General features: G+C 38.6%; 6 protein-coding genes. All 6 read right to left on the reverse strand.

Annotated features, from left to right (window positions below; translation table 11 throughout):
- Window positions 1-359: 359 nt before the first annotated feature.
- Window positions 360-2,699, reverse strand: a complete 2,340-nt coding sequence (locus tag GQR60_RS00405; RefSeq protein ID WP_124991050.1) for a beta-galactosidase — start codon at window positions 2,697-2,699, stop codon at window positions 360-362.
- A gap of 41 nt (window positions 2,700-2,740) precedes the next feature.
- The gene (locus tag GQR60_RS00410) at window positions 2,741-4,885 is read right to left on the reverse strand and encodes a family 43 glycosylhydrolase (protein WP_124991051.1); all 2,145 of its coding nucleotides are present in this window, start codon (window positions 4,883-4,885) and stop codon (window positions 2,741-2,743) included.
- Window positions 4,886-4,926: 41 nt separating this feature from the next.
- Window positions 4,927-6,888 carry an alpha-L-arabinofuranosidase C-terminal domain-containing protein gene (locus tag GQR60_RS00415; RefSeq protein ID WP_124991052.1) on the reverse strand — a complete coding sequence of 654 codons (1,962 nt, stop codon included), beginning with the start codon at window positions 6,886-6,888 and terminating at the stop codon, window positions 4,927-4,929.
- A 17-nt stretch (window positions 6,889-6,905) separates the two neighbouring features.
- Window positions 6,906-9,497: an alpha-L-arabinofuranosidase C-terminal domain-containing protein gene (locus GQR60_RS00420; RefSeq protein WP_124991053.1), complete on the reverse strand. Its 2,592-nt coding sequence runs from the start codon at window positions 9,495-9,497 to the stop codon at window positions 6,906-6,908.
- A 29-nt stretch (window positions 9,498-9,526) separates the two neighbouring features.
- Window positions 9,527-10,891 carry a glycoside hydrolase family 27 protein gene (locus tag GQR60_RS00425; protein WP_124991054.1) on the reverse strand — a complete coding sequence of 455 codons (1,365 nt, stop codon included), beginning with the start codon at window positions 10,889-10,891 and terminating at the stop codon, window positions 9,527-9,529.
- 490 nt (window positions 10,892-11,381) lie between these two features.
- Window positions 11,382-13,754, reverse strand: a complete 2,373-nt coding sequence (locus GQR60_RS00430; protein ID WP_124991055.1) for a glycoside hydrolase family 31 protein — start codon at window positions 13,752-13,754, stop codon at window positions 11,382-11,384.
- Between the last annotated feature and the right edge of the window lie 203 nt (window positions 13,755-13,957).

Here is a 13,957-nt window from a genome sequence, read left to right on the forward strand (position 1 = left end):
TAGATTATATAATCTGCGAATTAAATTATAATATCAGCTGTAAGAATAATTATATCAGATGACATCTAATGTGTTATTTTATTCAGCAGAAGAAAGAATTTTATCATCTGATGATGTAATTTAATAAAATAATTATTGTGATGATTTAGCGGAGCACCTTAATTTATCTGCTGAAGAAAACAATTATTAAGTGAATATATAAAAACGAAACAAAATCAGACTTTCTTTGTGGTGATGGTATTCATTTAGTTCTGAGAACTCACTTTCGTTTATCCGTATACACGAGGAAAAAACAAAACCATTATTCCAGCTAAGGAATAATGGTTTTTACTGTTGTTCATCTTGTGTTTTTTCTGCTTTTATAATTTAAACCTCGTTTGCTTTAGATATACTTTATAATCTCTTATCATACCCGGTTTCCCCTCTTCGGCACGAGGCAAATACCAGAACCCTGTAACAAGCTTTTCTTCTCCCAAATCAATTACAATCTGATGTGGAAAACCTGCTTTGGTTGTTGAGTAATTTGTATGCCATATGGTTGACTCCTGTAAATCGAATACATTGCTTGCCGTATTATTGGCCGCATCTAATTCTTCACTATCGGCATATATTACTTTCCAATGCTGTCGCGATAAGGGTTTGCCATCTTTACCAAGAATTTCCAGTTCGGCAATGGAAGCAAAATTATCGTCTCCAAAGGAATTTAAGGCTTCCAAACAAAAGTAGCGGGTGTTCGCTTGTTTATTAAAATTAATATGCTGCCAACCATTTCCTTTTGTAAATGAAGCCTTATAAATCGGCGTCTCATTCGCTAAATCAAGAGTTTCTCCTGGTTTACGGCAGGCATAAGCTCCATTTCCTTTTAAAACATCTAATATTGGGTGGCGCAATCCTTGGCTTTTAGCTTCTGTCGGCGATGCCAAATCAAAAACAATCACTTCATTCTCACCTTCTTTTAACCAACATCCCGGAACGTAAAGTGTTTGTTGTGGGCCAATTTCCCAATAGCGGCCAATGGCATGTCCATTCACCCAGGCCAAGCCCTTGCTCCAGTTGCTCATATCCAGAAAAGTGTCTCCTTTTTTATCAACCACAAACCTTCCTTTATAAAAAGCAGGTTGTTTTTCAGAATTTGTCAGCTTGGTATAATGCTTGTTTTTAGCAAAACTGTAATCGGTAGGAATACTGTATACCTGCCAGTTTTTTAGTGCCTTTACTTCCTTATCCGATTTTATTTCAACCTTCTCTGTAATCCCTTTCCAGTCGTAAATCCCTTTGCCAAAATTCATCCGTCCCATGGCCTCAACTAAAATATCAAGAACGGCACCTTCTTTTACAGGAGGCAATAAAATTGTATTTTCTCCTCTTAGCCGGCTAAGAGAAGCTATTTTTTCACCATCGATAAAAACTTGTGTCCAATCATGAGCTTCAGTTATCACTAAAGATTGCTGTTTATCCGATTTTTCAAGCTTGGTCCGGTATAAAATACTTCCCCATCCCTGATCAAAAAATTCCATTGATTTAATGTCTTCACTCATTTTTGGTTCAGGAAGATTGTCGAACAAGAGAGCTGTTTCATCCAATTCAAAAGCTGGTATGCTAATGGTTGGTATTGAATCGGGAATTTCACTTAGCAACTCACCTTCAGGCAAATATTTTTCCAGCAATTTTCTAACTTCGAAATATTTGGGAGTTGTTCTTCCTGATTCGCTAATTGGCGCATCGTAGTCGTACGATGTACAAGTTGGCGAGAAATTAGGAAAGTTGGCACCACTCCAGTGTCCGAAACTGGTTCCGCCGTGAGTCATATATAAACTAAACGAGATATTCTGATCCAACATATCCTGCATTCCGTTCACCAAATCGGCTGCACTTCGGGTTTCATGTTTTGCTCCCCAATGATCAAACCAGCCTGACCAAAATTCACTGCACATAAGAGGCGTATTAGGACGAAGCTCTTTCAGTTTTTTAAACTGCTCATTGATATTGGCTCCTGTCCCAAAATTAACGGTCCACAGCAAATCATCCAATGCATTGTTCTGGAAGTTGGAACTCCAATCGCACTGAAATAATAGGACATCATTAAATCCTGCACCTTTTACGATATCGCGGATATCTTGAATATAGGGCTTATTTGTACCAAAAGAACCGTATTCATTTTCAACCTGCACCATTAATATATTTCCACCTTTGGTAATCTGGAGATCGGCCAGCTGTTTTCCTACTTCGTTTATAAATAGTTTTGCCCTTTCCATAAAATAGGGATCTTGCTCGCGCAGCTTAATATCTTTTTTCTTAAGCAACCACCAGGGCAAACCTCCCATTTCCCATTCGGCACACACATATGGTCCGGGACGAACAATCACATACATCCCGTTCTTTTGAGCCAAACGACAAAATTCTGCCACATCATTATTTCCGGTAAAATCGTATTTACCTTCTTCAGGTTCATGAATGTTCCAGAAAACATACAGGCAAATTGTATTCATGCCTAGAGCCTTACTCATCTTGATGCGCTGCTCCCAATATTCTTTCGGAATGCGGGGATAATGCATTTCGGCTGCCTTAACAACAAATGGTTTCCCGTTAAGCAGAAATGTTTTATCTCCAACTTCAAATGTTCCTTCACTTTTTTGGGGCGAACAAGCATTCAGTAAGAATGTGAACAAAAGGATCGTATATAAAAACAATTTTTTCATCGTGTACAGTATTTGATAATTAAACACTCAGCAATCCATCCTTAATTAACAGCATCGATACCTGAAAGAGTTGGCTTTACTTCTTTAATACTTCCATCGGCATCAAATTCCAATTTATCAATACACACTTCGCGGTGAAATCCACCGGCTCGTCCCATTGTAATTCCTTTCGGACGGGTAAAACGATGATATACCAAATACCACTCATCTTTGCCTGGAATTTGAATGGCTGAATTGTGTCCTGTGGCATAAATCTCCTGATCTTTATCTTGTTGGATTACAATGTTATTTTCTGGAATCGTCAATTTTCCCATCGGCGAATCTGAAGTGGCATAACGTACTTTGTAATTCGGACTTCGGGTATCATCTTCCGACCACATAAAATAGTACGTACCATTGCGATAAATCACATAACTGCCTTCACGATAAGTGTTATCAACATTCATCAATTTTGTGTTTTTTTCGTTGATAGAAACCATATCATCATTCAATTCGGCTGCGGCCATATAACCATTCCCCCAATACAGGTAACTTTTGCCGGTTTTTGGATCGGTAAATACATCCGGGTCAATTTCCTGCCCATTTGTAATTCCTTTTGGCTTTTTATCAATTAATGCTTTTCCACTGTCAACAAACGGCCCCGTAGGGTTATCGGCTACAGCCACACCTATTTTTTGTGCTGCAGTAAAATAATAGAAATACTTGTACTGTCCGTCAATTTTCTTTTCGACAATACAGGGCGCCCAGGCATTTCGATTGGCCCAGCTAACATCTTTTTTCAGATCGATAATAACACCTTCGTCAGTCCAGTCAACTAAATTATCCGATGAAAACACACTGAATTGATAACCCGACCAGTTATTGAAACCATCGCTGGTTGGGTAAATGTAATATTTGCCTGTTTTCTCAGAATACAGAATGTCAGGATCGGCTTTGTAACCTTCTAAAACAGGGTTGTGATCTTCAGAAACCGATACCTCGAAGCTTTGACTTTCTTTTCCATCAATTTTAAACGTGTATTTCACCGATCCTTTCGAGAAATCCTGTGGCCCTTTAGGACTATAAGAGATTCCTGAAAAGGCTTTGAATTCCGGATCGAAATGATTCATGTCTGCTCCGGTTTTTACAGGCAAATAGATTGTTTTATCTTCACTTTTAAAACAGACATTGTTTTTCTTCAGCACTGGAGATTTAGCATCAACCAGTAAATCGTCGTAATTGCTGTAAGTTGATACCAGTAATTTTAATTCTTTATCAGTAATTGGCATCACCGTACCGTGTCTTGGGTGAAAGTTCATCGAAATATCCTGATCGATTACAGTAAAGGTTTCAAAATCTGAACTTTTTGTAAACTGATAACGCCCAAGTCCGTATACATCGTACATCAATATCCACTCATTGGAATTATTTAATTTAAATACACCAGAACCTTCAACATTTTCCGTTTCTCTGTCCACTCTATCTGTATTTACGAACTCATAACCTTCAGTCAATTTATCTGAAACAGCCAATTTAATGCCAGGGTCACCACTTTCCGATTTATGAAATAAATAAAACTTACCGTCCTTTTTTATGATATCTGCATCAATACAGGCATTGTTTGCAGGATTAAAAAACAGCTGTTTGGGTGCTTCTTCCAAAGCCGTAAAATCGCTGTTGGCATAGGCATAATAAATTATATCAGGACCATCTTTCTGAATCATCGAAAAATAAACCATGTATTTGCCGGCTTCTTCGTCATAAATGGTTTGCGGAGCCCAAACTCGCCAGACATCGCCAAACTGATCAGGAAAAGCTTTGGGAATATTCACAACTGAAGAAGTCCAATTAATTAAATCGGTAGATTTCATCAGTACCATAGCATAATTTTTCCAACCCATTTCCGGCACATACAAATCGGTAGCTACCATATAAAAGGTTTTTCCATCCTCTCCGCGCAAAATATGAGGATCGCGCACACCACCCGAAGTACTGATTTGTTTTGAATCAATTACTGCCTTATTGTTATTGAGAGCCCGATAGTGATAACCATCTTCGCTTACTGCAAAATGAATGGCTTCTTCGCCGGGAGCATTGCCTGTAAAATAGGCAAATAAATAGGCACTGGTATCATTTCCTGTTTTATCAGAGCTACAGCCAAACAAGACACTGAATACAAAAAAACAGAGTCCGGAAATTAATATCATGTGTTTTTTTGGTTTTGAAAACATATATTTCAAGTTTAGATTTATTGTTTAATTTTTAGACGGCACACATAAAAAGCATTGCCCATTACCGAAAGTTTAAAGCTGTTTTTTTCAGAGCTAATGGAATAATTTCCCGGTACAATTGCCAATGGAGCAGCCAATGTATTTTGTGAGTCAGGATTATTAGAATGCAGACAAGTTATTTTCACCTCTTTGTCTTCAAATGATTTTTTTAATCCATCCAGTTTGATATTTATTTCATGATTAACAGAAGATATATTTACCACTTTAACGATTATCTCTAAGTTTTCATGATCCAATACGGCACTTGCATACAAACTATCTTGTCCTGTAATGTTTTCATCCTTCGATTTTATTGAAAGCACGTTTGTTCCAGCATTTTTAGCATACATTTTTTGAACGTAATAATTTGGAGTGCAAACAGCAGAAAGATTATCGAACCAGATCATATCCGGACGCCATTGCCATGCATCAACATGGGCGAATAACGGAGCGTAAGTTGCCATGTGAACGACATCAGCATTTCGCTCCAATCCTGTCATAAATGCCGCTTCAGCCAATGCTGCACGCAAATTATTTGCCTTATCTGAATCGTGTGCTGCATATTCACCGGCAAAAACTTTTGGCCCTTTTCGGTCATATGTATCATATCTCTTTGCATTCTTATAAAACCATTCAGGATTTTTGTAATAATGCTCATCAACAAGATCAACTTTTAATTCTTTCATTTTAGGCCACAGGTATTCAAACTGCTTGCCATCAGAAGAAGGACCGGAACCTCCAACGATCTTAATTTCAGGATGCTTTTCCCGTATTACTTTCACAAATTTCTCCAGTCGCTCTACATATACATCTCCCCATTGCTCATTGCCAATAGCAATCATTTTCAAATTAAATGGTTCGGGATGTCCCATTTCTGCCCGCATTTTTCCCCATTTAGTACTAACTTTCCCATTGGCAAATTCAATTAAATCGACAGCATCCTGAATATATGAATCAAGGCTGTCAACCGCAACGCACTCTTTACTTTCGTACTGACAAGCCAAACCGCAGCTTAATACAGGCAAAGGTTCTGCTCCAATATCCTCGCTAAGCAAAAAGTATTCAAAAAAGCCTAAACCGTAGCTTTGATAATAATCCGGAAAGAAATGATATTTGAAAGTATAAAACCACCTGTTGATATTCAAAGGTCTGTTCTCAGCAGGACCAACACTATTTTTCCATTGATAACGGGTTTTTAAGGTATTTCCCTCAACAATACATCCACCTGGAAAACGTAAAACGCCCGGGTGCAAGTCATATAATGCCTGAGCAAGATCCTTGCGCAATCCATTTTTCCTGCCTTTCCATGTTTCTTTCGGAAATAGAGAAATGTGGTCTACATCAACTGTTCCTGCTGTTTCCAAAATAAATCGGATTTTACCTTTTGCTTCAGTTTCCTTAGCTTTTATTGTACACGTATATTTTTTCCAGGCATTTCCTTGTACTAAAATTTCGCTGGTTCCAATTGCAGCATTGCCGGCATTTAGTAATTCTACCTTAAATTTATTTTCATCATTGCTAATTGATCTCGCATAAAATGAAAACAAATATTCATCATACTGATGAAATCCAATGCCTGTGAAACCATTATTTTCGAGTCCGGTACCTGTTCTAAGACCTTTTTCGTTAAAACGGACATAATTTGGATTTTTATCGAAACAAGGCGATTCCTGCTGAACTTTTACATCACCAAAAGGGGTCCACCCTAAAAAGGGATGTTCAAATTCAAAAGAACGATTTTTAATCAACTCTGCATACAATCCGCCATCGGCACCAAAGTTGATATCTTCGAAAAACACGCCGTACATTTCAGGCTGTATTTCTGCACCAACATTCTTTACATCAATCACAAAATTATTCTGAGCGAAGATCGAAAAACAAGGTAGAATGAAGAGTGATATAAATATCAACGGCCTTTTAATCTGTTTTTTTAATTTCATTTTAGTAAATATTATTTTTATTCTGATTTAATTCGAATGATAGAGAAGGAGTGCGCAGGTATATGATAATTAAACTGTTTATTGATAACCATTGAACTTTTTACCGGAGTGCAGTTTTCGTTGATAAGTTCACCCTTTAAAATTGTTACAACTGCTTCTGTTTCTTTTATCTGAAGTTGTTCCAAATTAATCGTTGAGTTCACTTCAACCGGCAACAGGTTAGTTAGTTTCAAAATATAATCACCTGTTTTACTATCGTGCACCAGCGATGAAATTATTCGTTTTTTTAGTTCCTTCCGGTTATCAGACAAAGTGATTGTTGAAGGAATATATTCATCGCCTGAATTTTGACCATAAAGCTTTTGTATGTAATAATCAACCGTAGGCTTCACTTCTGTGTTGTTGAAATAAATCAGATCCGGATTCCATTGCGTATGTCCTTCTTTGGCCAGTAACGGTGCAAAAGATGTCATGCTAACCACATCGCCGTTGCGTTCAACGTTACTCAGGTGCAATGCTTCGCAAAGTGCTGTTTCAATATTCATTTTACGGCCGGCTATGTGTGCTGCATATTCTCCTAAATAAACTTTGGGTTTGGAACGGTCATATTTGTCGTAATAGTTTTGATTATTTAAGAACCAGCCAGGAGACTGATAGTAGTGTTCGTCTACCATTGGGACATTTAATTTTACAGCCAATTCCCAGCCTTCTCTGTAATCGGTGCCCATATAAGTTGGGCCAACAGTACCAATCACTGTGATTTCAGGATATTTTTCCTGAATAGCTTTGAAAATCATGGTAAAACGTTCCTCGAAAATATCAGTAATCAGATCTTCATTTCCAATTCCAATGTATTTAAGATTAAAAGGCTGAGGATGGCCGGCTTCAGCTCTTCGTTTTCCCCATGTGGTATTTTTATCCCCATTGGCCCATTCAATCAGGTCGAGAATTTCCTGCACATAATCACCCATGTCGCACATTGGAATGCCGCCTTGTTGTCCGTCACCTCCGGTTGCGGAGTTCTGACAGGGCACACCTGCAGCCAGCACCGGCAATGGTTCAGCCCCGGTATCTTCACAATACTGAAAATATTCAAAATAGCCCAAGCCCGCAGTTTGGTGATACCCCCAGATATTCCGTTGCGGCATCCGGGCTTCCAGCGGGCCAATCGTGTTTTTCCAGCGATAGATGTTGTTGAGACCGTCGCCATGGGCCACACAACCACCCGGGAAACGGATGAAGCGAGGATGAATATCAGCAATTGTTTGAGCCAAATCTGCCCGCAAGCCGTTCTTTCTCCCTTTGAATGTATTCTTTGGAAAAAGAGAAACCATATCCAATGCCACTTTGCCCGTAAATTGCGGAACTATTTCCAGATGAGTTTTATCACAATCACCGTTTGCAATGATCACAAATTCCTGTTTTTTCCAATCAGCACTAATGCTTTTGCTGAAAGCTTCAGCATATACTTTCCCGTTTTCATCTACCAAACGAATCAGTAATTTCCCTTTAGCCCCATCCAATCCGCGAACAAAAACAGAAAAATTGTATTTGTCACCGGCTTTCATAGGAATGCCATCAAAACCTTCGTTAACCAAGGCCTCACCCTGCTTTTTAATAGATAAAACAGCGTAGTGTTTTTGATTGAAGTGGATTGGAGTGACCGTATCAATATTGAAGCTGTTTTTATCACCGGTGAAATTCCATGCCGTTGTACTATTCCAATTCTTGTCATGCCCTTCTCTGTCACTAAGAGTATATTCAAATCCACGGTTTTGAACTAATTCGGCATACAAACCACCGTCGGCAGCATAATTGATGTCTTCAAAAAATATTCCAATCAATAAATCGCTAATGGACTTACTTTTTTCCAAATCGATGGAAATTTCAGCATCCAGCGCTTTTAATGATTTGAATCGTTGAGAATCTTCACTCAGACTTTCATTTCTTTGTTGTTCATGGTACTGACTCCATTCATAATGTTTAATCAAACCATCAATTGTTTTCCATGATGTTTTTTGAATGATACCTGTTTGTTTTTCACCATCAATCATAACAACAACGCGGTCGTTTAAACGATCACTTTCGCTTCCTTCAACTGTCGTTGTATAGGTTCTAAAATCTGTAGTCGTTGTTTTATATACCTTTTGATTTCCATCCTGATCGCTCAGCCAGCTAATCAGATAATTTCCTGAACCAGTCTGAAAGGAAATTTCCGGCAAAAGAACATTGCCTTTGTCCATTACATAAGGATAGGCTTGTCTGCCCCAGGTAAATAAATCGCTGGTGGCTGCATGTGCAAACTGCCCGACTTCTTCATTTAAAGTCCAAATGCAGTGCCACTGTTCCTTCTGATCCAGAAATAGATAGGGTGTGATCAATCTTTTTTGACTTCCCCAACGCCCAAAATCACTGAAAAGGAATCTATATTCCGGACCAATGCCATGCCAGTTTTTTTTATCGGTACTCCAGGCGTAATGCAATCCGTTGCTGCCGTTATTTTTAACTGTAGCATAAGAAAACACATAAGCTGAATCGGGTTCGTTAGCGAACACGGTCTGAAATAACGATAAAACAATCAGGCTCAGCAATAAATAAAATCGTTTCATAGAGTATTATATTTCTGTCTTAAAATTATTTACTGTCTTAATTTGAACAATCCACAAGCATGAGCATCTAATTCACGGCCAAATGTATCCGAAGTCGTACTGATTTCTTCGCCCGTCCACAAATTAATCACCTTACAGTTTGAATCTACGCCAATTTCATTTATCTCGACAGCAACTTCCACAGGCGAATCCGAGATATTGAAAAGGGCAAGATATACATCACCGGTAATGGAATTTTTAGAAGTAATGGCAAGCTTTCCATCCTTTTGAAAAAGCTGATGTACATTAATTCCTACGCGGTGCATTTCCAACACTTCTTTATTAGTCAGCAAGGAAAGTGTAAACTCATCATTACTTGGAAGATCACCTCCAAACATTAAAGGTGATTTGAAAATTGAGAACAAAGTCATCAGCGTATATTGTTCATCCTTGCTCAAACGGGTCATGCGGTCATTTCCACGTTCCCCGCGAATAGAGATGCGTCCCAATGGAATCATATCACAATCGGGCCAGGTGCCAGGTGCGATGTAAGGATACCATTTTTGGCAAATATCCATTAAATGAGTGATGTGTGGCCAGGTATCCCAAACATCGTCAACCATTCTCCACATATTGGCATGCTTTTGCACATGTTTCCCTGCTTCAATCGGTGTTTCGCCCGGTGAAGTGCTAAGTACAATCGGACGACCACACTGGTCAATCGCTTTTCGAATCAGTTCAATTTCCCCTTGATGATATGGGCGCGACAAGTCATCAATTTTAATAAAATCAACCCCCCATTCGGCATACAATTCAAAAATCGAGTTATAATATTCCTGTGCACCTGGTTTATTTGCTATAATTGTATAATTGTCCTTCAACCATTTACACTGCATCTCAGTAGAATAGACCTGATCGGCTGTAATTCCATCTGTTCCTTTAATCGGTAATTTATTTTCCACAGCCACTTTCGGGATTCCACGCATGATATGAATCCCAAATTTTAAACCTTTATTGTGAATGTAGTTAGCTAGTTCTTTAAACCCTTTACCGTCTTTTGCTGAAGGAAACCGATTTACCGCAGGTTGGTAACGTCCGTATTCATCAATCACATAGTGTGGATCGGTTTGGTTGTATCCTCCTGCTTTGTCATTTTCGACAAACCAGCGAATGTCCACCACAATGTATTCCCAACCATAAGCTTTTAGTTTTTCAGCCATATAATCAGCATTGGCTTTCACCTCATGTTCTTCAACGGTTGGACCATAACAATCCCAACTGTTCCAACCCATAGGTGGAGTTTGTGCCCAGGATTTAAATTCGTCTTTATTGAAAGTTTTAATCGTCTTTTTAGGTTGGCAGGAAGTAAAGAAAGCCAGTATAAAAATGGATAAGAAAAAAATAGATGATCTCATTTCAGTTTTGGGTTTAGGTTCTATTAAATTGTAAAGTTCAAAATAAAAGTACAAAATACGTTTTCTTCAATATCTGCACAACTTTAATTGGATGTTCTTCAGAATAAAGAAAAGAATCAATGCAAAAATCTAAATGGCACTCTGAATATGCCATACCTATAGTGTCCATTTAAGATCAATTTCCACTATTCGAAAAACAAAAAAGTCACTTAATCAAAAATAGCTGCATGTAAACATATTAATATTCACAAATTCTATAAACGTGAAGAACACTTTTAAACAGATCACCAAATTCTTCTCTATCCCCATATCTCATTATTTCAACAGATAAATAATCTATATGATGAAATAATGAAGTCGCCTGTTAATTTCCCAAAAGAGAGTTAGACTTTAAATCAAACCCCCAAAAGAAAAAACCACAGAAAAATCCTTCTGCCATACAGGCTTGTTTGGAAAATTTCTGCGGTTTGTATTCATATTAAACAATGATTTAAAGTTCTTCTGACAGAGCTTTACCGATGTATGTTACTGTTCTCACAGGAGTATTTTCTGCCAAACCAGTTCCTGAAATTGAATTCACCAAGACCAAACGAAACTGACGTTCAGACAACATGCCTGAGAATTCTCCCTTTCGGTCTGAAATACTCAATGTTTGCTGTGCGTCGTCCCATTTGAAAGAAATAGTTGAATAAGCTCCTTTTTCGTAATTGTAGTTGTCTCCTTCATCTTCATACAAAGTAAATTCACCATCAGCACCGGGATAAATACGAATCTCCAGATCGTCCCACTTTTTCTCTGATGCATATTGCACTTCGGGGCCCCATGGTAAAATAGAACCGGCTTTCACATACAATGGGATCAGATCAATTGGTGCTTCTCGGTTTATTTCCTGACCGCCAGCCAATTTCTCGCCTGTCCAAAAATCAAACCATTCAGTCCCGGCAGGCAGATAAATCCGGCGAATATCGGTTTTACTAAAATTACTGAAAACCTTATCATTATTTTTACCGGTATACATAGGTTTTATAACAGGTGCTACCAACAGAGACTGACCAAATACATATTCATCATTCAAATCAGCAACCTTTTTATCATCAGGGAAAAGCAAGGGCAACGCATACATAAACGAACCTGAATTGCTGGTTACCTGCCAAGCTGTTGAATACAAATAAGGAAGCATTCGGTAACGCAGCTTAATCATCTTTTCAATGGCATCAAAAGCCCAATTTCCTCGTTTACCAAACTGATAAATTTCACGAGGAATATCTGTTCCATGCGAACGCATCATTGGAGTTAATGCACCGAACTGAGCCCAACGCACATAAAGCTCCTGATATTCAGGATTTTTAGCACCACCGTCTTTATTGAATCTGCCGGCAAAGAAACCCCCAATGTCTGCATTCCAATATGGTACACCACTCAATGAGAAGTTTACGGCAGCCGGAATTTGTTTTCCCAGATTTTCCCAACTGGAACCGGTATCTCCCGACCATGAATTGGCACCATTTCGTTGCTGTCCGGCAAATGATGAACGGGTTAAAATATACACCCGCTTTTCAGAGGTCGTTTCCCGTTGATGATCGTAAATTCCTTTGGTATGTTCCAGAGAGAAAGCATTAGACACCGATTGGTATGACCCAAGAAAAGTAGGTTCTACAAAATCGCTCTCTTTCACATTAATATGGTCAGGTTCTGTAGAATCAAGCCACCAGGCATCTGTTCCAATCGAGAATACACCCTTGTTCAAATAATCCCAATAAATATCGCGGGCTTCCGGGTTATAAACATCATAAGGTTTAACGCCTCCATTGGGTGGCCAAGTATCAAAATTGATGAGCATGCCTTTCGACTCAAATTCTTTGTATTGCTTGGTTAACGGACCAAATCCAGGCCATGCAACCACCATCAGGTGACCGTTCATTCCGTGAACCTGATCAGCCATGACTTTCGGGTTAGGATATTCAATTGGTTTCCAAGTCATGGCATTCCACATACTGTCTTTGCCCCAGTATTGCCAATCCTGAATCATTCCGTCAATCGGAACCTGCAATTTTCTGTATTCTTTCAATACATTTACCAGCTCGTCCTGATTTTTATAGCGTTCTTTGGATTGCCAATATCCAAATGTCCATAATGGCATCATGGGCGCCTGACCTGTTAAGTCTCGCATTTGTGCCACTGCCTTTGTTCCTATCCCTGAATACATGAAATAATAATCGGCACAATCACCAATTGCCTCAAACGAAGTTTCTTCATCATTATCTACAAAAGTGTTTACGGCATAATTATCCCAATAAAGAGCATAACCTTTTGAGGAATAGAAGTAAGGGATCGTAATATTCAGATTTGAGTTCTTCATTTCGAGGGTTTGGCCTCTTTGCATCAGCTTGCCATTTTGAATCTGCCCAAGTCCGTAAAGTGCTTCATCATTTTCCAATGCAAAGGCTTGTTTTACCGTGAAACTGGCTTTGCCGGCATCATCAAACGGAGTAAATCTGGAACCGGCTTCTTTTTCTGCCAGCAATTCATTTCCGTTCAGGTCAGCAAATTCAATCTTACCGCTTACAAGATCGAGGGTCAGCTGAAGTGCGCTGCTTTTTACAATAATCAACCGATCTGTTTTATTTATTTCCAGTAGTTGTGCTTCCGGCGATTTAATTACCGAAAGAGATTTTTTTTCGAAATTGAAGCCTTGCTTCGATTTGATAATCCTAACAATTTCAGGTGAGAAAAACTGTACTTCAATTTCGGTTGAATCAACCGCTGCTTTTATTCCAAATTGAGTTTTCTCATATCCGTCAGGAGCGCAAGAAACCATCCATATTGACAAGCAAATAAAAGACAGGTAAATAATTTTTCGCATAATTTGTTTCTTTGAGTTACTATTGGTTTTTGGGTTGCAGCAGCTTGTTGGACAAACGAATTAAAAACAGATAGCGAGAAACTGTATTTAACAGATTCAGCTGAAAGTATTGCTTTAAGAGTGAATTTTTCTCGCAGAAATAACATTTCCATTACAAATATTTACCATACGACCTGTCCATTAGTTTTGATTTATTCACACTT

This window comes from Labilibaculum euxinicum (genome assembly GCF_009795715.1).
Taxonomy (GTDB): domain Bacteria; phylum Bacteroidota; class Bacteroidia; order Bacteroidales; family Marinifilaceae; genus Labilibaculum; species Labilibaculum euxinus.